Source organism: Bacteroidota bacterium (assembly GCA_016715425.1).
In the GTDB taxonomy this organism is placed as follows: Bacteria; Bacteroidota; Bacteroidia; order Chitinophagales; family BACL12; genus JADKAC01.
The window spans coordinates 307,641-333,487 of record JADKAC010000001.1 but is presented as its reverse complement, the minus strand read 5'-3'; the positions used below and the strand labels follow the sequence as shown (position 1 = coordinate 333,487).

The window sequence follows — 25,847 nt, the reverse complement described above, 5'->3', positions numbered from 1 at the left end:
AAATTTTTTTGTATTACTTTTAAATACTTAAAATATATAAATGAAATCAATATTTACCATATCAAATAAGTGTATTCTGATTATACTTCTAATTATAATTCAAAAGGTGAATGCACAACCTTACGAAAGCATTTTTGGTGAAAATTCTACAACATGGAATATTGCTCACGAAGTACCCGATGCAGTGGAAACTGATTCATTTTATACCACATTTGATACAATTATAAATGGATATACCTATAAAACTGTATTTATATATAGCTATATAAGTGGCTTTATAAGAGAAGACATTAATACCGGTAAAGCCTGGTATTTATATGCTTCGGACACAAATGAGATATTAATAATGGATCTGAGTTTAAGCATTGCAGATACATTTTTTTTGCTAACCTATGTAGGATCAGATGATAATAATTATGCTATTGTAGATTCTGTGTATTATTTGGATTCAAAAAAAATTATTCAATTTAATTACTACTTAGGTGTAAGTGGTATTTACGAAAAACTGAAATTCACAGAAGGATTAGGTTGTAATGCTGGAATCACTTATCATGATGACCACGATCAAGTGGGAAGTCATTATTTATTATGCTCAACAAAAGACGAAATACAATATTATGTAACCACATTATATGAAGGCGATTGCAATTATCATTGGACAGATATTGAATCCATAGAAGAGAATTTTAATTCTATTAATCTTTATCCAAATCCGTTCAGTACCGAAACTCATTTACAAGCATTTTCTACGCAGTATTCTCAAGCATATTTATACATTTATAATTCAGCAGGAATGCGACTGAGAACTATTCAATTTAATCCTCAATATCCATTAAGAATAAACCGGGATGGACTTGCAAGGGGATTCTATTATTTCAATGTAGAAATGAATAATGCATTTTTTGGAGCCGGGAAATTTATAATCAATTAAGCTTAATATCCATCAATATTTAAATTAAAGAATTGCATGCATTATTTAAATAATGTTTACTAATAGACTCCCAAAAAAAATTATGCAGCTAATACTTACTCTATTTTTTTCATTACATCTTTTTGGTTTCAATATTTCTAATGCAGAATATATTAAAGAAGGTGAGCATTTAATTCTTTCTTTTAAAACAACAGAAGGAAAAGTTGTTTCTCTTAGTACAGAGGAAAACAATACCTATATCATTTTTAGATACGGTACTAAACACAATATTAATTTAGAATTTCCAGCAAATGATTCCATGAGTTGGAAACAGATAAGTTATTCCTATTATTTGCGAGGTGGTGGTGTTGCAAATGAAGGTCTGGATTTAAATTATGTGTATTTCGAATCCGATAGTTTGCAGTATGTGTTGTATGATAATTTTTATGCTCATTCAAATTCTCAAAGCACAGGAATTAAAATAATTAATTTGCGAACAAGTGCAATAACAGATATGCCTGCAAAACAAAAATCCAAAAAAGGAAATTTATTACAACTGCGGGATAATGCATTTATTCATCAAGGTGAAACAATATTCGATTAATCACTTGCATCTAAATTCTTCCAAAAACCTTATCACCAATTTTTAATAATAGGCAGGTTTTCATTTTACAATTCTTTACTCTCCTTATTTAGAATCACTACAAATAGGTATTGCTATCCATTATACTCATCTCTACTTTTGCAGCCAACAAATCAAAATATTAATGAAACAATTATTTATAATCATACTTTGTATTCTAACTGTTTCTACTGTGTATAGTCAGGATCGCATATTTACATATACTTATCAAAGTGGTGTATTAAACCAAGGTCAAAAGGAATTAGAAATATGGAATACACTGCGCACCGGACGTGAACAATACTATTCCAGATTTGACAACAGATCTGAATTTGAAATTGGTTTGGGAGGAAAACTGCAAACCGCCTTTTATTTAAATATTTCAACAGCAACAAAAGCAATTGGGGATGTGGATGCAATGGCGTTGAGCACAACCTACGACTTTAGTTTTTCTAATGAATGGAAATTGAAATTATTAGATCCGGTAGCTAATCCTGTAGGGCTGGCACTATATGCTGAATACGGAATTGGTACTTCAGAATATGAATTAGAAGGCAAAATAATTTTGGATAAAAAAATTGATAAGCTAACTATTGCCACCAATTTGATTTATGAAATGGAGTTAGAACCTGAACCGGAATTTGATGGTACAGATTGGGAAAAAGAACATAAAGCAGAAATAAGTCTTGGTTTTGCTTACCAGATTTCGCCAAGCATGAATATTACTGTTGAAAATTTGTATCGCAATGTGATTGAAGATGGCGAATGGGAACATAGTGCTTATTATGCAGGCCCCGGATTTTCCTACGTATATAAAAATTTCTGGGCAAACTTTACCGTGATGCCCCAAATTGTTTCTTTTAAAGAACAAAATAATTCTCACCTCGATCTTGAAGAATTTGAAAAATTGCAATGTCGTTTGATATTTTCTTATGCATTTAATTAAGTACTATTTTTTATTTGCTGTTGGCTTATTCCTTTTGGTAAGATGCAGTTCGGCACTTTACATGCCTGTGGCGGCGGATGAAGTTATTAGTGGTAATTCTTTAGATTCACTTATTACCGGACGCAATTTGTATATATCAAAATGTGCATCCTGCCATTCATTATATCTGCCAAAACAATATACATTACATCAATGGGAAATAAATGTGGAAGAAATGGAAGAGAAGGCTAAATTGAATAGCACCCAAAAAGAATTAATCTTCAATTACCTTGTATTAAACTGCAAAACTGATTGAATAAAATAGAATAGAAATAATTTCAATTGAGCACGAATGCAATCATGTATGGATAAAAAAAGAATTATGTAAAAATGCAATTTTAAAAAGAAAGTATATCTTGAATTTGATTCAGTATTAAATACGCATTTTCTTTTGAGAAATTCCCTCTGCTAAATCAGCAAGTGAAGTTTGTTCAAATTCCAATTGCAATGATTCCTTTACATCCTTCCAAAAATTATGAACCGGACAAGGATCTGCTGCGCCGCAGTCGGGAAGACCAAGCAAACATTTATCGAAAAAATTTTTTCCTTCCAAAACATGAATAATATCAATAAGAAAAATTTCTTCAGCAGGTTTTGCTAATGCTATTCCGCCATAAGGACCACGCAGTGAAGTAAGTAATCCTGCCTGTGTAATTGTTTGAAATGTTTTCGTTAAAAAATGGTAGGAAATTTCTAACTCCTGCGAGATATCACCAATATTAAAGTACTTATCCTTTTCGGTTTTAGTAGCTATATAAATCATTGCCCGGAGACAATATACAGTTGCTTTTGAAAGAGTGCGCATGGTAAGTTCTTAATTGAAATAAGAATCAAATATAATAATCATTAATAATTATGCTTTGGTATTCGTAAGTAACCATTTTAAAAAGTATACAAGTGTTCGACTAAAATTAGAAGTCAATTATCAACCAAAAAAAACAGTATCTCCTTCTGACACACTAACCGTGTCTTTCCGGAAATACTGTATATACTTCATTTCACCTAATCCAAATAAAAATTGATTATTTATCCATTAACCAATTCAGATTCTTCAATTTCTTTTTCAATTTCTTGCTCTTCTTCATTAGTTATTCCATGATTAATTTCGTAAGTAATAGCTGCATCCATTTCCAAAATATTGGTAGTTCTATCTTTCAAAGAATTCCATCTGGAAACAATGAAGTAAGTAAGCGGAACAACACCTCCAGCAAAAAACACTGTCGCACCGATACCACGCATATAAGTCAATGCTTTGAATGTACCGAAATCAACAAATTCAGAAGATCTTCCAAACCATAATCCTTGTTCAACCACCGCTTTAAATTGTATTGCACCTGCTGGGAATAAATCGAGAACAACCATTAACATCAATCCAATATTTATTGACCAGAAAGAGAAGTTCACAATCTTAGCATTCCACTTATTGTGTTTAACAGTTAGCCTGGAAGCAAACAATAAAGCTGCAATGGAGATATTTCCATACACACCCATTAACGCAGCATGCGCATGATTAATAGTGAGATAAGTACCGTGTTCAAAATAATTCATTATTGGTAAATTGATAATTATTCCCAGTACACCTGCACCAAAGAAATTCCAAAAATTCACTGCAATTAAAAATTTAAATACTTCAGGGAAACCAAAGTTTCCTAATTGATTATGTGCAACATCACCTACAGCAAGTCGAGGCATATTTTTAAATCTGTAAGCTTCTACAGTTAATAAAATCAGAGGCACAAATTGCAATGTTGAAAACACACTACCCAATGCCATTGTCGCTACAGGTTTTGCATTCCAATAAAAATTATGTGAAATACCTAATAACCCCGTTCCTAAAAATAGTATCGTTGCAAAATACACAACACGCACTGCAGCATTTCGACTTACCAATCCCATCAATACCATTAAGTAACTCACGATTACAGTAATAAATACTTCAAAGAATGCTTCTACCCACATGTGAATTACCATCCATCTCCAGAAATCTGCAATCACGAAATTAGTTTCTGGCTTTGCAACAAATCCTGATAAAAATAAAACAGGAATACCTACAACGGAATACATAATCCATTTTGGTAAAGACCATCTTTCACCCTTCACAAATGCAGGCTTAAGTCCACGATAAACTACTACTCCCCAAAGAGCGAAAATTACCATAAGCAAACCTTGATATGCTTTTCCGAAGTCAACAAATTCCCATCCTTGATGACCTAATAAATACCACAATTTCCCCATAACACCTAATGGTCCTAAAGTCATACCTATCAATGATCCACCAACCAGAACAACCAATAACCAAAAGATTGTATTAATTAATCGTAACTGTCCGGGAACTTCCTTTTTTGCAAGTATGGGTAATATAAATATTGAAGAAGCAATCCAACAAGTAGATATCCAAAATAAGGATAACATGATATGCCATGAACGGGAGATATTTACAGGAACATCATCAGTGATATGAATTCCGAATGCGTCTAACCAATGAATAAAATCATTTATAGTTACCAGCCCACCACATACCTGAAGGAAGAATAATAAAACGGCAACTGCAAAAAATTTATACGTAGCTTTTTGAGTAGCTGTTGGTGTAAACTTAGCTACCCTATCTATTGTAAATAAATCTCGTGTTGGTGGTTTGAAAAATTTATTCGGCAGTTGATTATACTGACCGATAAAATACAATACAATTCCACACATTAATACAAATGCAAGCATTCCTAAAACGCTCCAAAGAATTACCGGTGATGTTGGTGTATTACCTGCCATCGGATCAAAGGGCCAGTTATGTGTATAGCTGAAAGTTTCGCCGGGACGTGAAGTAACACATACCCATGCTCCCCAATAATAAAAGGTGGCAAGATTAGCAGTAGATTCTTTGCTTTTTATAAAATCCTTTGGAGGGAAACCCACTCCATCATTATCATCAATAAAAAAATCTGTGTAATATTTTACTATACCATTGTATGCATACACCTCGGCTGGAGATAGCTCTACAAAATTTTCTTCCTTATTATAATTATTTTGCTTCAGCTCTAATTTAACTTGCTCATTAATCAGCATTTTACCTGTAGCATCCGGTTCAGTTCCGGTCTTTTTTGTTTGCTCAATTACATAATAATCCATCATGTACAAAGTCATCAAGTGTAATGCTTCTGCAGTGAAGTCAGGTCCTCTCTGTGCACCATCACCAAAAAAACTTCCATATTCCATGAGTGCCTTCTGATGAAAAACTTCTTGTCCTCCCTGAATATTTGCTTTGGTAAAAACTACATTTCCTTGTTGATCTTTAAATGTAGCTTCTGGTGGTGCATCTACATAGGTTTGAATTCCTATCATACCCACCCCGGCAAGACTGATTATTAGTATAAAAATCAGCGGCTTTAACCAGTTCTTTGTGTTCATAATATAGTTCATGCTTTTTGAGCGCATAGAACCATTTTGTTTTTCATTTTGCATAGTGTTCTGAAGTTTTAAGTTGGGATTGAGGGTCTGTTAATTTATTTAAGACTATTTTATCTTTTATTAATAGACAAAACTATCTTCTTTTATAATCGATAAACTCCATTTAAAAAACTTTTACAACTTTCAAAAGCTAAAGCACAGAAAAATTAATGCAATATTTTTCACCTCACTCACTGGAAATTTGAATTGTAATTAGCTAATACAATTAAGATAACAAACAGCTCAAATACACTGATAATAGGTGATAGTTCAATTTATTAAATCAGTTTATCAATAAATATTGATTCCAATTTTCACCTTGACAAAGCTTGCGTAAAACACGATTACGAATATAAAATGTATAACACTTCAACACTACAATTTAGAGAAATTCTAAATTCAAATGAATACATTTAGTTAGTGAATTATAAATTCTAACATTCCGTAAAATAGATTTTAACTTAGCAAATGCTCTTCAAAACCCACTTACTTCAATTATTAATTGTAATAGCATTCGGTATTTATACCAATCAATTATTTGCTGATAATGAAGCAAAAGAATTATCTACAATTGATTCTTTAAAAACTACATTAAGCATATCCACCGAAGATTCAATACACACTGAATTATTATTTCTTATTGCAAAAAAATATCAGGCAATGCTGATAAAAGATTCCGCTTTGGTATATGCGAATAAGGCGTTGACTTTAGCAGAAAAAATTCCGTATTATTCAAAGCAAGCGGATATATTACTACTGCTCGGGAAAATAGAGTTGACCAACTTCGGCCCTCGTGATCGCCCAACAAAGAACATTTTGAAAAGCCTGCAAATTTATACTGAGTTACGAGATAATGAAGGTATAGCAAGAGCTAATTTGCAATTAGGTATTTTGAGTTTTGAAATACAAAATTATAACGATGCATCCCGCTATTTTCTCGAAATAATTAATAATAAAAATGCAGATCAAAATATAAATGGTACTGCCCAATATCTGCTCGCACTCTCCTATTCTGAATTAGGCGAATTTGATAATGCTTCTGAAATGTTTAATCTGGCAATAAATAATTATGGTGGAGATAACCCTGAACGCATTATGCAGATTAATTCCTTTTATGGAAAAATGTTTACCAATAAAGGAAATTATTCAAAAGCAATTGAAATACTTTCTGAAATAATAAATGCAAATCCACAATTAAAAGACAACACGGCATTGGTGCCGGCGTATGCATTTATTTCCACAGCTTATTTAAATATAAATGAATACAATCAATCTATAAAGTATGGTTCACTTGCAGTGGAATTATGCAAGGGTAAAGGATCTTTTGGAATTTATCTTATTGAAGCAGAGGAGAGTTTGTATAAAGCATATGAATCAACAGGAAATTATATTAAAGCATTTTATTATCTCAGAGATTTAAATAATCTGAAGGATTCTATTTCAAGTAATAATATTCTGCAACGCATTACAGAGATGAAAGGCAAGTATGATTTGCAACAGGAAATGGAAAACGAAAAAACCGAACAGAAAATAAAAGCGGCTATTGCTCAACAGGAATTAAAACGACAAAAACAATTTAGCAATACATTAGGTGGCGGATTATTAATTGTGTTTGTGCTTGCATTGCTCCTATTAAAACAACGCATGCGAATATCGAAAGAAAAAAAGCGTAGTGATACTTTGCTGCTGAATATTCTACCAGAGAAAACTGCTGAAGAATTAAAACAGACTGGAACTGCTGAAGCAAAACAATTCGAACAAGTAAGTGTGCTATTTACAGATTTTAAAGATTTCACCATTCTCTCCGAAAAACTTACACCTACGCAAATTGTAAAGGAAATGCACACCTGCTTTTCGGCATTCGATGCAATCATAGAAAAATATAATATTGAAAAAATAAAAACTATTGGTGATAGCTATATGGCCGCAGTTGGATTACCTACTCCTGTTGAAAACTCTGCGGAAATTGCAGTAACGGCAGCTATAGAAATACAAGCATACATCACCCATAGAGAAAGTGAATTATCCGAAACTGTATTTTCTAAATTTGAAATGCGTTGTGGTATCCATACCGGCTCGGTGGTTGCAGGAATTGTAGGTACTAAAAAATTTCAATATGATATTTGGGGTGATACAGTAAACACAGCATCAAGAATGGAAAGCAATGGCGAAGTGGGCAAAGTAAATATTTCTCAATCTACTTATAATCTGATTAAAGATAATCCTGATTTTATTTTTGAATCACGGGGAATTATTAATGCAAAAGGAAAGGGAGATTTACAAATGTTTTTTGTGAATTTAAAATATACAGAGCCTATAAATTCCGATCAATTGAAAACGGTATAATACAGTTTCAATCTCGACATTTCATACATTCTACGATTAAGAATAACTAAAAACAAAATAGATATTGGGTTGTTATTCCTAAAATTTTGCATACAATTATTTCAGTAGTTTATTTTGCATTCAATTTTTTATACTTGCTTATTAATCAATAAAAAAATTAAAATCAAACAATATGAGCTTTAAATTTAATAGAGAAAGTCCCTATGAAAAACTCTCTTCCGCTGTTACAAAAAGCACAGGCAGTTCCGCTGCTTTTTTAATAGCCGGATCATCCATTATAATTTGGCTGGTATCTGGTCCTTTTTTCAGCTATTCAGATACTTGGCAATTAGTAATTAATACAGGCACTACTATCGTAACTTTTTTAATGGTTTTTTTAATACAACGGAGTCAAAACAAAGAATCGTTGGCAACGCAATTGAAATTAAATGAATTAATTGCTTCCAGTCATGATGCAAGTAACCGACTTATTGATGTGGAAGATTTGACGGAAGATGAAATGAAAGCACTATCCAAATTTTATAGTGAATTGGTGAAGATTAGTAAGAAGGATAACAATATATTTAAATCGCATTCTGTGGAAGAAGCAGATGATGCAAGAATTAAAAAAATAAATAGAAAGGAGGAGGAGGATAATGAAAAGGAATCAGCAAAAAAGGAGAAAAGTAAATCAGGTGAAAACAAATCCGGGAACAAAACTGTGGCATCTAAAAATTCAACCAATACCAAAACCACAAACAGAAAATCGAGAAGGACAAAAAAGTAGATTTTAAAGCTTGAATAAAGTATATTATTTCTTTCTGAATAGAATTAAAAAATTTTTTTTTATTTATATAATTCAGGATTGAACAAATATTAATCCATTGGAATAAACAGAATACATTTATCCAAAAACCAAGGTTCAGAAAAGTATTCTGGTATTGGAAATTTATAAACCAAATCTTTAAAAGCAGCCAATTCCAAATCGAGATAACCACCTTTTAAAGCGATTAATCCATTAGGTACATCATTAAATGAATTTCCTCTGCTTATCAGATTTATTGTCCATTCATAAAGTATCATCAAATCAGCCACCGCACGGGTTACTACAAAATCAAAAGTCTCTCCTACTTCTTCTGCCCGCATTTGTTGAGTAACCACATTGCGCAATCCCAATGCTTTTTGAATAGCTTCCACAGCTCGTACTTTTTTATCAATAGAATCAATCAAATAAAAATTTACTTCAGGAAAAAGAATTGCAAGTGGTAAACCGGGAAATCCACCCCCAGTTCCTAAATCTAAGATGCGAGTTCCTGGTTGGAATTCAACCATTTTTGCGATTGCCAACGAATGCAACACATGATGCGCATAAATATTATCCGCATCTTGACGTGATATAAGATTTAATTTTTCATTCCAAAAGCGAGTCTGATTTCCGAGTTGTGTAAACTGTGATTTTTGCAACGCAGAGAGATTGGGAAAATATTTTAAAATGTGTTCCACTCACCAATATTAAATAAAACTTATAGATAAGTCATTATTTTAAACTGCAATTAACAGTAATTTTTATTTTCTTCCAACAATTGTTTCTTAATAGTTTGCAAAGCAGCAATTTTATCAGCAGGCAATTTCGGAAAACGCAACTCAACAGAATTCATAGTATGGATTATAGCTGAAGCCACTGCGATTCGTGCAAATGCTTTATCATCAGCGGGAATTACATACCAGGGTGCCTTATCTGTAGCAGTAGCTTTTATTGCTTCTTCATAGGCATGCATATATTTATCCCAAAACTGACGCTCCTTCACATCGCCTTCAGAAAACTTCCAATTCTTCGACGGTGTATCTATTCTTTCAATAAATCTTTCTTTCTGTTCTTCTTTAGAAACGTTTAAAAATATCTTACAAATTAAAGTGCCATTTGCAGCTAGATAATTTTCATAATTTCGAATATCACGCAAACGTTCATCCCAAATATTTTCAGTTTTTAATTTAGCAGCAAGTTTTTGATTTTCTAAAATATTTTCATGCACACGCACCACCAAGACTTCTTCATAATAGGAGCGATTAAAAATTCCAATGCGTCCACGTTCTGGTAAATTTTTAATACATCGCCATAAAAAATCATGATCCAATTCTTCTGAAGAGGGTGCTTTAAATGATGTTACATGACACCCTTGCGGATTTATTCCCGACATCACATGTTTTATTGCACCATCTTTTCCGGCGGCATCCATTGCCTGAAAAATTACAAGTACACTCCACTTATCTTGTGCGTATAATTTCTCCTGCATATCTGCCAACAAGTCCACACCTAATTGCAATATTTTTTTTGCGGATGACTTATCATCTTTTTTTATACCTCCATCTTCTGTTGGATCAAAATTTTTAAGCTGAAAATTTGAACCATCGGTTACTCTGAATTTTTTTGAAAACTGTTCAGCGATTTTTGTCAATTCATTTTCACTAAATTCAGAAAGGTCTTCATATCTTTCTTTTGCATTATCTTTTTTTCCCATTGCTATTTATTTTATTACAACAAATGTATTTAAATATACTAACAGGCAATTTATCTATTCAATACAAGTCTAAATAAGGAAAACAAAATATCTATGATTACAGTACTTGAAAAAAAACATGTCGAAATTTAGTGTCAAACGAATTAATCTTTTTATTTTCAAAAAAAATTAAGCCTTATGCCTATAAGAATGGTGGAAGATCCTAATGAAAAGCGATCTAGTAATACTTCAAGAAATACCCGCAGCACCGGTGGAGGTGGTATGGGAGCAGCATTAATTCCATTGCTGTTTTCGCTGTTCCGCAAAAATCCAAAGTCAATGATATTTGTAATCATTGCCGGTATAGCTATTTATTATTTTGCAGGAAGTAAGAGTTGCAATTCCGGCGACAGTTCTATAATGAGTTCCTTATTTACCGGTCTGGATTTTAATCCTGAACAATATGATAATGTAGAAATATTTGAACCACTTGCTGACAATGTAAATAATCCATTACCCGAAAAAATAAGTTTAGAAAAATTCGCACCTCAGCGATTAAATCAAGGGCAACAAGGTAGTTGCGTTGGTTGGGGAAGTGCTTATTCTGCCCGCACAATTTTGGAATCTATTCGCACCGGAAAAAATCCAAATGATATTGCATTCAGTCCTTCCTTTTTATATAATCAAATTAGTTTAGATGGATGTCAGGGTGCTTATTTAAATGAAGCAATGGATGTGATGAAAGGAGAAGGATTATTGCCTTTCCAACAATTTCCATATAATGAAAATGAATGTTCGAAAAAACCGAGTGCTGCACAAATGCAAGCGGCCGCTGCTTTTAAAATGCCGGGTTATAACAGACTTACACAAGGGGATACAAAAGGTATTGGAAATGAGCAGGTGGATATGCTGGCTATAAAACAAAATTTAGCACAAGGTGCACCGGTTGTAATTGGAATGATGGTAGGTGGATCTTTTATGCAGGATATGATGGGCGCTGATGTTTGGATTCCTACTTCATCAGACTATAATATGCGGGGCTTCGGCGGACATTGTATGACAGTAATTGGCTATGATGATTATAAAGAAGGTGGTGCTTTTCAATTGATGAATAGTTGGGGAAGTGAATGGGGGAAGAATGGTCTTGCATGGGTGCGCTATCAGGATTTTGCAACGTTTACAAAAGAGGCGTATGGCATTTATCCTATGGGAAATCCAAACAAACCATTATCTAATAAATTCAATGTTGCATTTGGATTAGTAAATACAGAAACGAACGATCATATTGCATTAAGCAAAACAGGTCCTTATATTTTTAAAACAATAAAACCAATTGCAAAAGGCGATAAATTTAAAATTGAAGTAACGAATTCGCAGGAGTGTTATACTTATGTATTTGGCAAAGAAACGGATGGTAGTAATTATACATTATTCCCCTACACAGAAAAACATTCTCCCTATTGTGGAATTACAGGAACACGATTATTTCCAAAAGATTATAGCATGCAGGCAGATGATATTGGCAATGCAGATTTTATAGCTATTGTAGTAACAAAACAACCATTGGATTATAAATCTTTTAATGATAAAGTAAATAGTATGCAGGGCAATTATGAAAATAAAATTGCCGATGCTTTAGGCGGACAATTATTAGATGGTATTCAATGGAAGCAAGGAGAAACAATCGGCTTTGAAACTAATGGTGGCGACGATGGTGCTGTATTAATGGTGATAGAAATAGATAAGAACTAATTTAATTAAAACGAATAAATGCAAAAAGTGAATGGTGAATAGTGAATATTGAGTAGCTGAAAGTCCCGATGGATATCGGAATGAGTAGTGAGTAAAAAAATGAGTGATGAGTAATCAGTGATGAGTATCCATTGTCAACTGCCCACTATCCATTGTCTATTCCCAAAAAAACTTTGTGCACTTTGCGGCCTTTGCGGTAAAAAAAGTGAATTGTGAGTAGCGAGTAGTGAATAAAAAAATCAGTAATGTATGATCAATGATGAGTTTTTTTATCTTCAACAGACAAAGTCAAAGTAATTCGCCAAAAGCTAACGGCCAATAGCTAATAGCTGTTCAATAAATGATGAGTTTTTTCAAAGTCAATAGTCAAAGTTAATACTACCTACTCCGAAAACACTTTCAATGCCATGCGCACACTTTCTCTGAATGCAGATTTATTAATTCCTGTTTGCGCATGTTTATGTTCAAAGTATTGAAGAATATTTTCGGTGGCCATATTACCTGTTAAATCATCGGCAGCCATAGGGCATCCGCCATATCCTTTTATAGCACCATCAAATCGAAGACAACCACTATTATATGCTGCATCAATTTTCTCCAACCAACTTTCAGGTGTTGTATGCAAATGTGCGCCAAATTCTATCTGTGGAAATTTAGAAATTAGATGAGAAAATAAATACGAAATAGATTCGGGTGTCGCAATGCCAATTGTATCTGCAAGAGAAATAATTGTTACTCCTTTTTTCACTAAAACATCAACCCATTGCTCTGCAACTTCCGCACTCCAAACATCACCATACGGATTTCCAAAACCCATAGAAACATACACCACCATTTGCTTATTATGCTTGCTTGCCACTTCCATTATTTCATCCAAACGAATTACAGAATCTGCAATGGTTGAATTGAGATTGCGCATTTGAAAAGTTTCAGAAATGGAAAATGGATAACCGAGATAATTAATTTCCGAAAATTCTGAAGCATCTTCTGCACCTCGTTTATTTCCTACAATTGCCAATAGTTTTGTATTCGTATTTTCCAATTGCAATTTACTCAACACCTCTGCTGTATCCGCCATTTGCGGAATTGCTTTCGGACTCACAAAACTGCCGAAATCAAGTGTATCAAAACCAGCCTGCAGTAACGAATTTATATATGCAGCTTTTATTTCTGTTGGAATAAAAGTATGCAAACCCTGCATAGCATCACGAGGACATTCAATGAGTTTTATTGTTTTCTTTTCTGTTTGCACTTTTAATTATTTTATCAAATAACCACATTCACAATTTTACCAGGAACCACAATTACTTTCTTTGGTGTTTTGCCTTCGGTCCATTTCAAAATACTTTCTAAAGCAAGCACACTTTGTTCAATTTCTTCTTTTTGCATTGTAAGAGGTAATTCCAATGTTGTGCGCACTTTTCCATTTATTGAAACCGGATACACAAAAGTATTTTCCACTAAATAATCCGGATTAAATTTCGGCCATGTTGCAATGTGAATACTTTCTTTTTCTCCCGAAGCATGCCATAACTCTTCAGTAATAAAAGGAGCGAATGGCGCAACGATTACCAAAAAATCTTTAAGAATATTTTTATTGCTGCATTTTAAATCCTGAAAACTATTTACTGCAATCATGCAAGCAGAAACTGCTGTATTAAAACTCAATCGCTCAATATCATCACCCACTTTTTTAATGCATTTGTGCAATGCCTTCAATGCATCTTTATCAGGTTCAGTTTCCGATAATTTTAATTGACCATTATCATCATAAAACAATCTCCATAACTTTCTTAAAAATCCTGCAACACCGCTGATACCTTTTGTATCCCATGGTTTGCTCGCTTCCAACGGTCCTAAAAACATTTCATACATACGAAAACAATCGGCACCATATTCTGCAATTACATCATCGGGATTTACAACGTTGTGATAACGCTTGCTCATTTTATCAATTTCCCATCCGCATTTATAAATACCATCTTCTAAAATAAATTCTGCTTCAGTAAGATCACTGCGCCATTGTTTAAATGCTTCAATATTTAAAATATCATCATCCACCATTTTAATATCTACATGCAATGGAGAAGTTTCATAATTTTCTTTTATTCCTGCAGAAATAAATGTATTTGTACCTGCAACTCTATACACCAAACTCGATCTCCCCTGAATCATTCCCTGATTTACTAACTTTTTAAACGGTTCATCTTTACTCACTAAATTTCTATCGAATAAAAATTTCTGCCACATGCGGCTGTATAATAAATGTCCAACCGCATGCTCCGTTCCACCCACATATAAATCTACATTTTGCCAATAATTTTCCGCAGCTTCTCCCACAAAACGATCCGGATTTTTTGGATCCATATAGCGCAAAAAATACCAACTTGATCCTGCGTATCCGGGCATCGTATCTGTTTCACGAATGAAAGTATTATCGGGATTAACCCAATCGGTTAATGCCGCCAAAGGAGACTGAGCATTGCCGCCGGGTTTATAGGAAACTACTTCTGGTAATTCCAATGGCAATTCATTTTCATTTAACACATAAGGAATTTCATTTTTATAAATCACCGGAAAAGGTTCGCCCCAATATCGTTGTCTGCTAAAGCCTGCATCACGCAAGCGATAATTAATTTTTCTTTTACCAATATTCTTTTTTGCTATGGCAAAAATCATTGTTGAAATAGCTTCTTTCACTTCTAATCCATTCAACATTTCTGAATTAATTATCACACCCACTTTATCTTGCTTATCCGCATTTGGATAAGCAGATTGATCTACTACTTCCACAACCGGCAAAGAAAATTTTTCTGCAAACGCAAAATCTCTTTCATCATTGGAAGGCACCGCCATAATTGCGCCTGTACCATATCCCGCCAATACATATTCAGCAATATAAATCGGAATTTTATTTTCGGTAAACGGATTAATTGCAAACGCACCTGTAAATTGTCCGGTAACTTTTTTCACTTCTGCTTGTCTATCACGTTCACTTCTTGTTTTCACATAATCCAAATAAGTATTTACCTCAGATTTAAATTCATCCGTAGTTATTTCATCAACCAAATCATGTTCAGGAGCAAGCACCATAAAAGTTGCACCATAAATAGTATCCGGTCTTGTTGTAAACACCTCAATAGAATATTTAGAATCCGAAACATTAAAATTCACAGAAGCACCTTCACTCCTACCAATCCAGTTGCGCTGCATTTCTTTCATGCTATCACTCCAATCAAGAGTATTTAATCCATCCAACAATCTATCTGCATACGCAGTGATTCTCAAAAACCATTGGCGCATTCGAATACGTTCTACAGGATGACCACCTCTTTCACTTACACCATCTTTCACTTCATCATTTGCCAACACAGTTCCCAATGTTTCGCACCACCAAATATCTGCATGATCTAAATATGCTAATCTGAATTGCATCAAAATTTCTTGTTGCTCTTTTTCTGTTTTATTTTTCCATTCATCCGCAGTAAAAACAATATCAAAAATTCCCTTCTCAACAAGTTGTTTACTTCCCTCATTTTCAAAAATCGCAATCAATGTTTCAATCTCTTCCGCTTTATTTAAAAATGGATTATACCATGATTTAAATAATTGAATAAATATCCATTGTGTCCATTTATAAAATGCAGGATCAGCAGTAATCACTTCACGACTCCAGTCATAACAGAAACCTATTTTATTCAGTTGTTCACGATAATATTCTATATTTTTTTTGGTGGTAATTGCAGGATGCGTTCCTGTTTCAATCGCATATTGTTCAGCCGGTAAACCAAAAGCATCGAAGCCCATTGTATGCAGTACATTAAAACCATTCAAGCGTTTATATCTGGAAAAAATATCAGTAGCCACATAGCCCAAAGGATGGCCCACATGCAATCCGGCACCACTTGGATAAGGAAACATATCCAGCACATAATATTTCGGTTTAGAATAATCTTCACTCACTTTATACAATGCATCCGCTGCCCATTGCTGTTTCCATTTCGATTCTATATGGCTAAATACGTATTCCATTTCTTACTGATTATGCCGAGTTTGATTCATTTTCGAGGCGCTTAAAGTTAGCACACATTGCACTGTGGATGAAACCATATACCTGCCATACATTTCTTAATATCTTTGCAGCGATGTCGCAAACTGGAAAATCTTCACTCAAAAGAAAAGCAACACATTATCTGAACGCTATTTTAGTAACAGGCCTGTCGCTGTTTCTGCTTGGCTTAATGGGAATATTGTTTTTATCCTTTGAACACGAGCAAAATCGTATTAAAGAACGCATACGTATTTCTGCATTTTTAATTGATGAAATGAAACCCGCAGATTTAGAAATTCTACAAAAGAAAATAGAAGCGGAATCGTATGTAAATACAACTGAATATATTTCGAAAGAGCAGGCAGCAGAAATAGTAAAAAATAAATTTGGTGAGGACATCAGTGAGCTTTTAGGGGATTATAATCCATTGCCTGCATCCATAGAAATTTATCTGAAAGCAGAAATGGTAACTACCGACAGCATTGCGGCTTATCAGGCACGATTGGCCACTTATCCCGGAATAAAATTTACCAAGACGGATGAAAACTTAGTGGGGTCTTTAGATGCAAGTTTTAAAATAATAGGTTATGTTGCTTTGGGATTATGTGTATTGTTTTTAATTATTTCCATCGCAATCGTTGATAAAACAATCCGCTTGAGTATGTATTCCAATCGCTTTTTAATTCGCAGTATGCAGCTGGTGGGAGCAACAAGAAAATTCGTTACAGGACCTTATGTGAAGCGCAGTATATTAAATGGTATTGCAAGTGCGCTGGTGGCAATTGCAATAATTGGCGGCATATTATTTTTTGTTCAGCAAAAGTTTCATTACTGGGATTTTACAGATCAACGTTTAACTACGGGAATAGGAATATTAGCTTTAATTTTGTTGGCTCTGGGAATATTAATTACATGGGTAAGCACCAGAGCAGCAGTTCATAAATATATTAAAATGAGGTTAGACGATCTCTATTAAATTTTATCATGGAAATAAAAAATCAACCGATTAAAAACGTATCACAAGAAGAAGGTATGGTATTAGGCAAAATGAATTACTACCTTATTTTATTAGGTGTAGTTGTTATCGTTATCGGCTTCATATTAATGAGTGGCGGAAAATATACAGATCCGAATGTATTTAACGGCGATGAATTATACAGTACACGTCGGATTACAATTGCTCCTATCGTTGTGTTACTTGGTTTTGCTATCGAGATATTTGCCATCTTTTATAAGCAGAAAAAATAATCTCTACATCTGATGAATATTATTCATGCAGTAATCCTTGCAATCGTTGAAGGCATTACAGAATTTCTACCGGTATCCAGTACAGGACACATGATTATCGCATCTTCCCTTTTGGGAATTGCCGAAGATGATTTTACAAAAACATTTACTGTTGCCATTCAACTTGGCGCAATTTTATCCGTAGTTGTTTTATATTTTAAAAAATTTCTTCAATCCTTTAAATTTTATACAATTCTTTTTGTTGCATTTATTCCCGCTATGGTTATGGGATTTTTATTTGGCGATTATATAGATGCATTATTAGAAAATGTTTGGGTGGTTGCTGTATCTCTTTTATTAGGAGGAGTTGTTTTATTATTTATTGATAAATGGTTTCCTGAAGAGACCCTAACTGAAGATACGATTGATTATAAAAACGCATTCATCATTGGCTTATATCAATGTCTTGCATTATTGCCCGGAGTGAGCCGTTCCGGAGCAACAATTTTTGGCGGACTAACCAGAAAATTAAATCGCAAAACAGCAGCAGAATTTTCATTCTTTCTTGCTGTGCCTACCATGTTTGCTGCAACAGTTTATACCTTATTCTTAAAAGACAATGATGCCGGAGAAAAAGCATATACACTGCTTTTTAATTCATCAGAAAATATGCTTGCATTTATTGTTGGCAATATAGTAGCATTTATTATTGCAATGTTGGCAATGCGCAGTTTTGTTGGCTATCTTACCAAACATGGCTTCAAAATATTTGGTTGGTATCGCATTATAATAGGAACAATAATTATAATACTTCTTGCATTAGATGTAAACCTGCAAGTGATTTAATGTTTCCCGCTTCTCAATTTTTAGAGGGTACTTTTTTATTAATTGATAAACCAATCAAATGGACATCGCATGATGTGGTGAATAAAGTGCGTTATCATTTATCACGTTATTGCAAAGTAAAAAAATTAAAGGTTGGACATGCAGGTACTTTAGATCCGTTGGCAACCGGATTATTAATTCTTGCAACAGGGAAATTTACTAAGCAATTAGATTCTATAATTACTCAGGATAAAGAATATTCCGGAAGCTTTTTTTTAGGAGGAACAACAGCTTCTTTTGATGCAGAAACTGAAGTGAACAGCAATTATCTTACAGCACATATTACATCAGAATTAATTCATGAAACTGCAAAACAATTTGTAGGTATTATAATGCAATTTCCTCCTGCGCATTCCGCAGTGAAAGTGCAAGGCAAACCTTTATACGTACATGCAAGAAAAGGAATTGAAGTGGAAGTTGCAGCAAGACCAATTGAAATCAGTTCTTTTGAAATTACCGGAATTGAAATGCCATTGGTTCATTTTAAAGTGAACTGTAGCAAAGGCACTTATATCCGCACCTTGGCAAATGATTTTGGTAAAGCTTTAAACTCTGGAGCATATTTATCCAATTTATGCAGAACTCGTATTGGTGATTATTTTTTAGTTGATGCATTATCCTTAGAGTCGTTTTTGCAATCGTTAAAAGTGGATTAGCGATGTATTAATAATCGTCTGGAATAGTCACCATAGGCACTATACAATCTGTAGTTTGAATTTAATTTATTTGCTTCATTATCTATGATATAATAAAAATCAGTAGTGGATAAAGAATCAGTATCAAAATGAAATTGTGTAAGATCTAACCATTCCAAATTCCGCTCCTGAACATGAAAATTAAATGATGGATAATACAACCAATTTGTATTGAGCGAAACATTATTTCCTGTGGATGTATGGTATTGTTCCAACAAATTCAACACATGAAACGTATCTCTGTCGAACCACCACTCATAAGTGAATTCAATATTCATATTTTTAAATAAAATACCCAACAGCAAACTTGCTCCAATTAAAAAAGGCAATTTCCAAAACCACACTTTTGATTGTACTGCATTTGCAAGAAAAATAAACGGTAAGGTTAGAATTGGAATAAACAATAATGCAGTGCGGGAAGTAAGATAAGGCGTATCGGCTAAATAAAATTGACAAATATTTACACAAACAGTACCGAGTGCCAATAATAGAAAAAAAATAAAGGAGTCATTTAAGCCCTTCAACTTTCGTCTGAATAATGAATAAGCGCCAAGTGTAACAACAATACTAAATATTACAATAAAAATATTACACCAGACATGATAGTTAATACCGAGAAATAGTTTACCGTAAAAAGACCCTTTGGCAAGAGTAAGTAATGTATCATCATAAAAATTTTTACTCCCCCAAAAAACAAATTGCTCAGTTTCTAACATACGCATTATTGGAATAATAATCAATACACCTAATAGAAGAGAAATTAATCCCATATAAATAAAAGGCTTTTTTAAATCTGAGTATTTAGAGGTCGCTTTTTCTTTTTGATTTACAATTAATACCAATATAAATAAGAAAAGAAGTGCTACGTAAAAATTTAAAAAAGTAAAGCTGGTATAAACTGCAACTGCTGACCAGATTACACTTTTAATTAAAAAACTTTGCTGCTTTTCCGTTATAAAACAGTAAGCATAAAATACGGCCATCATACCAAACGCACATGCCAATGCATATCCTCTTGCCAACGAAAAGAAATCAAGAAAATATGGATTACAAGTCATGAGAATAATGCAAGCAAAACCTATTAGCGGAGGCAACTGGATTTTCCGGATAATGCGAATCAGAAAAATATAATACAATAAAAAACCCAACACATTAGGCAATCTGACCACAAGAGAATGTAAACCAAAAACCGCCACCAATAATTTAATAAGCAAGGTATTTAAAATATGATTATTAGGGATAGGATCAGTATATAACATAATGTCTGCCACCGGATATGCAGCATAAGTCAATATCGTATTCGATTCATCATGTGTTACAGGAATTACAATGGCACGAATTAAAACATATACAAACAACAAAACGCCGGGTAACCAAAACATGGTTTGTTGTTTCCAATTATGATTCATTGGGTGAAAATAAATACTTGTATAATACATTCAAAACTGTAACTGTTATTTTTGCCGCAATGCGTGTTTTCAGAAACCTGGATCAGTTACCACAATTTTCAAATGCCGTTATTACTATCGGGACTTTCGATGGCGTACATAATGGTCATAAAGTGATTATTCGCAATATTGTGCAATCCGCAAAAGAAAATGACGGAGAAAGTGTAATCATCACTTTTCATCCGCATCCAAGAAATATTATTAATCCACAACAAGCACTTTTACATTTAAATACAATAGAAGAAAAACTTGCATTGCTAAAAGATATGGGAGTGGATAATGTGGTGGTGGTGCCATTTAGCAGAGAGTTTTCAGAAATGGAAGCTGAAGATTACATCAAAGATTTTTTGATTGGGAAATTTCAACCTAAAATAATTGTGTTTGGATATGATCATCGTTTTGGAAAAGACAGACGAGGTGATATTCATTTATTAAAAGCGATTGCCAAATTAGATAATATCACAGTGCATGAAGTTGGCAAGCAGGAAATTTCTGATATTACGATCAGCTCTACAAAAATTCGCAATTATCTGAAGGAAGGAAATCTGCATTTGGCAAATGAATTATTGGGATATAATTATATGATGTCAGGTATAGTAGTTCGAGGCGATCAAATAGGAAGAGAGTTGGGTTATCCCACAGCAAATTTGCAAATTCAGGATACAGAAAAATTAATTCCTGCAAATGGTATTTATGCAGTTAAGGTTTCTATTCGTCAAAACTCAAATCTATTTTATGGTATGATGAGTATCGGTACACGACCCACTTTTGATGGAACAGATACAAGAATAGAAGTACATATTTTTCAATTACAAGAAGATATTTATGGTGATACGTTAACTGTAGAATTTATAGAATTTATTCGCAAAGAAGAAAAATTTATTAATCGGGAAACCTTACAACAGGCAATGGCTCAAGATAAAGAATTCTGCGAAATATTGTTTGACAATTCATTTTGAAAATGTAAAATTCTGAAAATCAATTCAACCCCTAACTCGGCCGCTTCCGTAGAGTTATTTTGTAATCCTTTGGAACGCAGATCGTACTCCATCAGCAATTCAAATACATGCTCCACCTGTTCTAAAGTATAAATATCTTTTGCTCTTTTATAATCCCGTAATTGCGAAAAGTGAATTCCATAGGTGCGATATAAATCTCCCTCTTTGATATTTGGTGTCCGCATATATTGATAGAGTTTTATAAATGCATTGTGCAGATTTGAAAGCGTTAATACAAATGGATTATTTTTCAAATTCTTGTTCATGTAAAAAATAATATGATAGGCTTTAGACAGGTCCTTCTGCAATAAAGCACTCTGCAACTCATACACATTATACTCTTTGCTGATGCCGATATTATGTTCAATATCACTAATCGTAATCGCCTTTTCCGGTTTTGAATTTATGCATAGCTTATCTAGTTCATTACTTATTTTAGAAAGATTGTTACCCAGATATTCGGTGAGTATATCTGCAGCTTTTGCATCAATAGTGCGATTTTTTTCTTGAAGATAATTCTTAATAAATTTTGGAATCTGATCTTCTTTTGGCGATTCACTTAAAAAGATAGTTCCATTATGTTGAATGGATTTAAATAATTTCTTTCGTGCATCTAATTTGCCGCCTTTATAACAAATAATAAAGATAGTAGTCGGTACCGGTTTCGCAGCATAAGGTTCCAATTCTTCAATACCTTTTAAATGTTGTGCTTCTTTTAAAATCACCACTTGTAAATTGCTGAACATCGGGAATCGACGGCAGGTATCCGTTATATCTCTAATCTGCGCATCCTTGCCATAAAATATGGTGAGATTAAATGATTTTTCATCTTCAGTCAACAACGTATTTTCCAATGCATCGGTAATAGTATCAATATGATAAGATTCATCGCCGTGCAACAGATAAATTGCGGACAGCTTTTTATTTTTAATATTATTTAATAAATCGTCTTGTTGCATAATCATTACTTCTGACCCTAATTTTAGTTTAAATTAGCCGCTTGTGCAACTTCTTTTTTCCGAATATCAATTCAACATAAAACGCAGCGGTGATAAAGAGCTGATTTTCGATCGTATTCGAAAAAAATTTGTTGTGCTTACTCCTGAAGAATGGGTGCGTCAACATTTGGTTTGGTACTTTATCGAAACACACGGATTCCCGGCAGCATTAATAAGCATCGAAAAGAAAATAACCCTCAACGGGTTAACAAAACGAACGGACATTGTTTTATTTAATAAACACGCAACACCAGTTATGCTTGTTGAATGTAAAGCACCTGCCATAAAATTATCTCAGAATGTATTGGATCAGGCAGGACGTTATAATCTGGTTTTGAAAGTTCCTTATTTGGTTATCAGCAATGGCAATGATACAATATGCACAGAAATTATTCATAGTAGTAATACTTTTAAAATGCTGGATACACTGCCTGACACGAAGAAATTATTATTATAAAGACTAGGGGTTATTCGCAATTCTTCTAACTTAGCCCCGCATTCGCAACATAGTTGATACCAACAACAAACATAGTAGAAAAAGTGTTATCGGTTCTCAAAGAAATCGCTCATATTCTAATTCCATTTTTAAGTGTTGCCGCCACCTTGTTATTAATTTATGATCTGGGATTTACACAATCAGAAACTTTCAGCACAGAGATAAAAACCTACTATAGCAAATTTGTATTTGTAGTTTATTTTTTCATTTTGTTACGTATTGATTATAAAAAATTGCGTGCAAAAAGATTTGAATACTTGCGCTCCCAGTATTATCTGTTTCTCACATTTAGTTGTATCTGGATTTATGAATTTGTGTTACCGGTACTTTTTCCGGGATATACATTTTTGAATTCAACTTTTCAATTTTATGTCAATGGATTTCTTATACTGTTTTTATTTTTTACTGAGGTTTCCATTGGGTCATTAAATATAAGTCGTCTCAATAAAAATCCTGCAGCAATATTTATTTTCAGTTTTGCAATTGTAATTCTTATAGGAGCCGGTTTACTGATGCTACCTAAAGCAACATACACAAGTATGACGATTACAGATGCGCTATTTACCTCTACAAGTGCAGTATGTGTTACCGGATTAATCGTGGTGGATACGGCTCATCGCTTTACTCCGATGGGACAAAATATTCTTGCGATTTTAATTCAGATAGGTGGGCTGGGTATTCTCACATTCACCAGTTTTTTCGGTATGTATTTGCGCACTTCAATTTCTTATCAAGATCAGTTACTACTGGGCAGTATGAATAATGAAGCTCAACTCAGCAATATTTTTAAAACCGTAGTGCGAATAATTGTACTTACACTTTCATTAGAATTTATAGCTGCAGTTTTAATATTTTTTACTTTGGAACCCGACTTATTCAGCAGCCATACAGAGCAGGTGAGATTTGCAATTTTCCATTCTATCTCTGCTTTTTGCAATGCGGGTTTCAGTTTATTAACAGATGGAATGTACGACGTGAATTACAGATTTAATTATTCTTTGCAAATTATTTTAATGACCTTAATAGTGTTAGGTGGATTAGGATTTAATATTATCTTCAACTATCTGAGATATGTAAAATATTATCTGATTCAAAAATTTCGCTCTGTATTTTATAAAAAAAAGTTTTTACATCAGCCCCGGCTTATCAATATCAATTCTAAGATAGTATTCATTACAACCTTTAGTCTGATCGTATTTGGTTTTATAATGAATTTAATTTTAGAATGGGAAAATACACTTGCAGATAGAAGTTTATCCGGAAAATTAATCACCGCCTTATTTGCATCCATTACTCCCCGTACTGCCGGATTTAATACAGTAGATATGACCATCCTAATGCCTTCAACTATTTTGATTTATTATTTACTGATGCTTATTGGCGGTTCGCCAGGCTCCACTGCCGGTGGGATAAAAACCACCACATTTGCTGTTGCAGTTATCAATACACTCAGCATTGCAAGAGGAAAAGATCGTGTGGAATTATACAAACGAGAAATTAGTGTGGGCTCGATTAGAAGAGCATTATCTGTATTGGCGCTTGCATTATTATTTATAGGCATTTCCGTGTTTCTAATTACACTGATGCATCCGGAATTTGAGTTGATGTCAGTAATATTTGAATGTATCTCTGCATTCAGTACGGTAGGATTAACATTGGGAATCACCCCTTTTTTATCCGATGCTGCAAAATTAGTGTTAGTACTAACTATGTTTGTTGGGCGCATTGGTACGCTTACACTTATTGTTGCTTTATTCCGAAAAGTAAAAACTTTGAATTACGCTTATCCAAAGGAATCTATTCTTATCAGCTAAAAAACTTACTATGAAATTTATAATTATCGGACTTGGAAATTTTGGTGCATGGTTAGCACAAAGTTTAACGTCAGCAGGTCATGATGTAATTGGTATTGATACCAATATGATTCGTGTAGAAGCATTGAAAGATAAAATTACACATGTGGTAAAAATAGATTCAACAGATATTACTGCTTTAAAGACGCTGCCCTTAAAAGATGCAAGCGCTGTTGTAGTTTGTATTGGAGAAGATGTAGGTGCTTCTATTCAAACTACGGCACTTTTAAAACAATTAAAAATAAAACGCATAATTTGTCGGGTAATTTCTCCCTTACATGAAACAGTGATAACAGCTATTGGTGTAGATGAAGTAGTACATCCTGAACAAGATGCTGCCGAGCAACTCAGCAAGAAATTAGATCTCGTACAGATTATAGAGTCATTTGAAATAAGTAATAATTATTATGTCGTAGAAGTAAAAGCTACTTTAAAATTTAATGAAATAAGTATTGGCGACAGTAAAATTTTCGAAAATTATGATTTGCAGGTAATAACATTATTGAGACCTGAAAGTAAAGAAAGCATTTTTGGATTTGAAAAAACAGTGAAGAATTCTATTGGATTAGTAGATAACTCCACAATTATTTTGACAGACGATATCATTGTAATTTATGGACACATTAAAAATATTCGCCGCTTGGTAAATGATCTGAGTTGAAA

At 33.5% G+C, this 25,847-nt stretch carries 23 protein-coding genes; 15 read left to right on the top strand and 8 right to left on the bottom strand.

The genetic code is table 11. From position 1 onward, the window contains the following. Nucleotides 1-40 precede the first annotated feature (40 nt). The 4 genes from IPN31_01415 (at nt 41) to IPN31_01400 (ending at nt 2,773) form a co-directional block, all read left to right on the top strand. On the top strand, nt 41-931 hold the full coding sequence (locus IPN31_01415; protein ID MBK8680574.1) for a T9SS type A sorting domain-containing protein: 891 nt from the start codon (nt 41-43) through the stop codon (nt 929-931). 82 nt (nt 932-1,013) lie between these two features. Next, nucleotides 1,014-1,514, top strand: a complete 501-nt coding sequence (locus IPN31_01410) for a hypothetical protein (GenBank protein MBK8680573.1) — start codon at nt 1,014-1,016, stop codon at nt 1,512-1,514. A 163-nt stretch (nt 1,515-1,677) separates the two neighbouring features. Further along, nucleotides 1,678-2,478 carry a hypothetical protein gene (locus tag IPN31_01405; GenBank protein MBK8680572.1) on the top strand — a complete coding sequence of 267 codons (801 nt, stop codon included), beginning with the start codon at nt 1,678-1,680 and terminating at the stop codon, nt 2,476-2,478. Next, nucleotides 2,465-2,773 carry a hypothetical protein gene (locus tag IPN31_01400; protein MBK8680571.1) on the top strand — a complete coding sequence of 103 codons (309 nt, stop codon included), beginning with the start codon at nt 2,465-2,467 and terminating at the stop codon, nt 2,771-2,773. Before IPN31_01405 ends, IPN31_01400 begins: the two co-directional genes overlap by 14 nt. Nucleotides 2,774-2,890: 117 nt before the next feature. On the opposite strand, the gene IPN31_01395 is transcribed toward IPN31_01400, so the two are convergent. Continuing rightward, nucleotides 2,891-3,322 (bottom strand): Rrf2 family transcriptional regulator, encoded by a 432-nt coding sequence (locus tag IPN31_01395; protein MBK8680570.1) that lies wholly within the window; start codon nt 3,320-3,322, stop codon nt 2,891-2,893. Nucleotides 3,323-3,543: 221 nt separating this feature from the next. Beyond that, on the bottom strand, nt 3,544-5,946 hold the full coding sequence (locus tag IPN31_01390; protein MBK8680569.1) for a cbb3-type cytochrome c oxidase subunit I: 2,403 nt from the start codon (nt 5,944-5,946) through the stop codon (nt 3,544-3,546). 480 nt (nt 5,947-6,426) lie between these two features. On the opposite strand from IPN31_01390, the gene IPN31_01385 reads away from it, so the two are divergent. Together IPN31_01385 and IPN31_01380 are read left to right on the top strand one after the other, a co-directional pair. Further along, entirely contained in the window at nt 6,427-8,304 is a 1,878-nt protein-coding gene (locus IPN31_01385; GenBank protein ID MBK8680568.1) for a tetratricopeptide repeat protein, read from the top strand. Between the two features lie 172 nt (nt 8,305-8,476). Then, on the top strand, nt 8,477-9,070 hold the full coding sequence (locus IPN31_01380) for a low affinity iron permease family protein (GenBank protein MBK8680567.1): 594 nt from the start codon (nt 8,477-8,479) through the stop codon (nt 9,068-9,070). 89 nt (nt 9,071-9,159) lie between these two features. Here the strand turns inward: IPN31_01380 and rsmG are convergent, their stop codons facing one another. Both rsmG and IPN31_01370 read right to left on the bottom strand, forming a co-directional pair. Continuing rightward, a complete protein-coding gene (gene rsmG, locus IPN31_01375; GenBank protein ID MBK8680566.1) occupies nt 9,160-9,786 on the bottom strand; it encodes a 16S rRNA (guanine(527)-N(7))-methyltransferase RsmG in 627 nt (208 codons plus the stop codon). A gap of 50 nt (nt 9,787-9,836) precedes the next feature. Continuing rightward, nucleotides 9,837-10,802 carry a polyphosphate kinase 2 family protein gene (locus IPN31_01370; GenBank protein ID MBK8680565.1) on the bottom strand — a complete coding sequence of 322 codons (966 nt, stop codon included), beginning with the start codon at nt 10,800-10,802 and terminating at the stop codon, nt 9,837-9,839. A 177-nt stretch (nt 10,803-10,979) separates the two neighbouring features. Here IPN31_01370 and IPN31_01365 point away from each other — a divergent pair, with 177 nt between their 5' ends. Then, nucleotides 10,980-12,533, top strand: coding sequence for a peptidase C1 (locus IPN31_01365; protein MBK8680564.1), 1,554 nt, complete (start codon nt 10,980-10,982; stop codon nt 12,531-12,533). 382 nt (nt 12,534-12,915) lie between these two features. On the opposite strand, the gene IPN31_01360 is transcribed toward IPN31_01365, so the two are convergent. Together IPN31_01360 and IPN31_01355 are read right to left on the bottom strand one after the other, a co-directional pair. Next, a complete protein-coding gene (locus IPN31_01360) occupies nt 12,916-13,734 on the bottom strand; it encodes a hydroxymethylglutaryl-CoA lyase (protein ID MBK8680563.1) in 819 nt (272 codons plus the stop codon). A gap of 65 nt (nt 13,735-13,799) precedes the next feature. Continuing rightward, nucleotides 13,800-16,565: a leucine--tRNA ligase gene (locus IPN31_01355; protein MBK8680562.1), complete on the bottom strand. Its 2,766-nt coding sequence runs from the start codon at nt 16,563-16,565 to the stop codon at nt 13,800-13,802. 68 nt (nt 16,566-16,633) lie between these two features. On the opposite strand from IPN31_01355, the gene IPN31_01350 reads away from it, so the two are divergent. From IPN31_01350 to truB, 4 genes are read left to right on the top strand one after another with little or no spacing between them, the layout of a single operon-like run. Beyond that, nucleotides 16,634-17,560: a hypothetical protein gene (locus tag IPN31_01350; protein ID MBK8680561.1), complete on the top strand. Its 927-nt coding sequence runs from the start codon at nt 16,634-16,636 to the stop codon at nt 17,558-17,560. Nucleotides 17,561-17,568: 8 nt separating this feature from the next. Continuing rightward, on the top strand, nt 17,569-17,832 hold the full coding sequence (locus IPN31_01345) for a DUF3098 domain-containing protein (protein ID MBK8680560.1): 264 nt from the start codon (nt 17,569-17,571) through the stop codon (nt 17,830-17,832). Between the two features lie 12 nt (nt 17,833-17,844). After that, nucleotides 17,845-18,657, top strand: a complete 813-nt coding sequence (locus IPN31_01340; protein MBK8680559.1) for an undecaprenyl-diphosphate phosphatase — start codon at nt 17,845-17,847, stop codon at nt 18,655-18,657. Then, nucleotides 18,657-19,352: a tRNA pseudouridine(55) synthase TruB gene (truB, locus tag IPN31_01335; protein MBK8680558.1), complete on the top strand. Its 696-nt coding sequence runs from the start codon at nt 18,657-18,659 to the stop codon at nt 19,350-19,352. The genes IPN31_01340 and truB overlap by 1 nt, the downstream gene beginning before the upstream one ends. Here truB and IPN31_01330 read toward each other — a convergent pair. Beyond that, on the bottom strand, nt 19,349-20,800 hold the full coding sequence (locus IPN31_01330) for a hypothetical protein (GenBank protein MBK8680557.1): 1,452 nt from the start codon (nt 20,798-20,800) through the stop codon (nt 19,349-19,351). The genes truB and IPN31_01330 overlap by 4 nt on opposite strands. A gap of 59 nt (nt 20,801-20,859) precedes the next feature. Between IPN31_01330 and IPN31_01325 the strand changes: the two genes are divergently transcribed. Beyond that, nucleotides 20,860-21,798, top strand: a complete 939-nt coding sequence (locus IPN31_01325) for a bifunctional riboflavin kinase/FAD synthetase (GenBank protein MBK8680556.1) — start codon at nt 20,860-20,862, stop codon at nt 21,796-21,798. Here the strand turns inward: IPN31_01325 and holA are convergent. Beyond that, entirely contained in the window at nt 21,753-22,796 is a 1,044-nt protein-coding gene (gene holA / locus IPN31_01320) for a DNA polymerase III subunit delta (GenBank protein MBK8680555.1), read from the bottom strand. The genes IPN31_01325 and holA overlap by 46 nt on opposite strands. A gap of 43 nt (nt 22,797-22,839) precedes the next feature. On the opposite strand from holA, the gene IPN31_01315 reads away from it, so the two are divergent. From IPN31_01315 to IPN31_01305, 3 genes are read left to right on the top strand one after another with little or no spacing between them, the layout of a single operon-like run. Then, nucleotides 22,840-23,292: a type I restriction enzyme HsdR N-terminal domain-containing protein gene (locus IPN31_01315; protein ID MBK8680554.1), complete on the top strand. Its 453-nt coding sequence runs from the start codon at nt 22,840-22,842 to the stop codon at nt 23,290-23,292. A 53-nt stretch (nt 23,293-23,345) separates the two neighbouring features. After that, on the top strand, nt 23,346-25,145 hold the full coding sequence (locus IPN31_01310; protein MBK8680553.1) for an ATPase: 1,800 nt from the start codon (nt 23,346-23,348) through the stop codon (nt 25,143-25,145). 10 nt (nt 25,146-25,155) lie between these two features. Continuing rightward, the gene (locus tag IPN31_01305) at nt 25,156-25,845 is read left to right on the top strand and encodes a TrkA family potassium uptake protein (GenBank protein MBK8680552.1); all 690 of its coding nucleotides are present in this window, start codon (nt 25,156-25,158) and stop codon (nt 25,843-25,845) included. Nucleotides 25,846-25,847 lie beyond the last annotated feature (2 nt).

What these genes read in the sequence shown, in the direction of transcription:
- IPN31_01415 (MBK8680574.1), top strand. Translation starts at nt 41, where the DNA reads ATGAAATCAATATTTACCATATCAAATAAGTGTATTCTGATTATACTT.
- IPN31_01410 (MBK8680573.1), top strand. Translation starts at nt 1,014, where the DNA reads ATGCAGCTAATACTTACTCTATTTTTTTCATTACATCTTTTTGGTTTC.
- IPN31_01405 (MBK8680572.1), top strand. Translation starts at nt 1,678, where the DNA reads ATGAAACAATTATTTATAATCATACTTTGTATTCTAACTGTTTCTACT.
- IPN31_01400 (MBK8680571.1), top strand. Translation starts at nt 2,465, where the DNA reads ATGCATTTAATTAAGTACTATTTTTTATTTGCTGTTGGCTTATTCCTT.
- IPN31_01395 (MBK8680570.1), bottom strand. Translation starts at nt 3,322, where the DNA reads ATGCGCACTCTTTCAAAAGCAACTGTATATTGTCTCCGGGCAATGATT.
- IPN31_01390 (MBK8680569.1), bottom strand. Translation starts at nt 5,946, where the DNA reads ATGCGCTCAAAAAGCATGAACTATATTATGAACACAAAGAACTGGTTA.
- IPN31_01385 (MBK8680568.1), top strand. Translation starts at nt 6,427, where the DNA reads ATGCTCTTCAAAACCCACTTACTTCAATTATTAATTGTAATAGCATTC.
- IPN31_01380 (MBK8680567.1), top strand. Translation starts at nt 8,477, where the DNA reads ATGAGCTTTAAATTTAATAGAGAAAGTCCCTATGAAAAACTCTCTTCC.
- IPN31_01370 (MBK8680565.1), bottom strand. Translation starts at nt 10,802, where the DNA reads ATGGGAAAAAAAGATAATGCAAAAGAAAGATATGAAGACCTTTCTGAA.
- IPN31_01365 (MBK8680564.1), top strand. Translation starts at nt 10,980, where the DNA reads ATGCCTATAAGAATGGTGGAAGATCCTAATGAAAAGCGATCTAGTAAT.
- IPN31_01360 (MBK8680563.1), bottom strand. Translation starts at nt 13,734, where the DNA reads ATGCAGGGTTTGCATACTTTTATTCCAACAGAAATAAAAGCTGCATAT.
- IPN31_01355 (MBK8680562.1), bottom strand. Translation starts at nt 16,565, where the DNA reads ATGGAATACGTATTTAGCCATATAGAATCGAAATGGAAACAGCAATGG.
- IPN31_01350 (MBK8680561.1), top strand. Translation starts at nt 16,634, where the DNA reads ATGAAACCATATACCTGCCATACATTTCTTAATATCTTTGCAGCGATG.
- IPN31_01345 (MBK8680560.1), top strand. Translation starts at nt 17,569, where the DNA reads ATGGAAATAAAAAATCAACCGATTAAAAACGTATCACAAGAAGAAGGT.
- IPN31_01340 (MBK8680559.1), top strand. Translation starts at nt 17,845, where the DNA reads ATGAATATTATTCATGCAGTAATCCTTGCAATCGTTGAAGGCATTACA.
- truB (MBK8680558.1), top strand. Translation starts at nt 18,657, where the DNA reads ATGTTTCCCGCTTCTCAATTTTTAGAGGGTACTTTTTTATTAATTGAT.
- IPN31_01330 (MBK8680557.1), bottom strand. Translation starts at nt 20,800, where the DNA reads ATGAATCATAATTGGAAACAACAAACCATGTTTTGGTTACCCGGCGTT.
- IPN31_01325 (MBK8680556.1), top strand. Translation starts at nt 20,860, where the DNA reads ATGCGTGTTTTCAGAAACCTGGATCAGTTACCACAATTTTCAAATGCC.
- holA (MBK8680555.1), bottom strand. Translation starts at nt 22,796, where the DNA reads ATGCAACAAGACGATTTATTAAATAATATTAAAAATAAAAAGCTGTCC.
- IPN31_01305 (MBK8680552.1), top strand. Translation starts at nt 25,156, where the DNA reads ATGAAATTTATAATTATCGGACTTGGAAATTTTGGTGCATGGTTAGCA.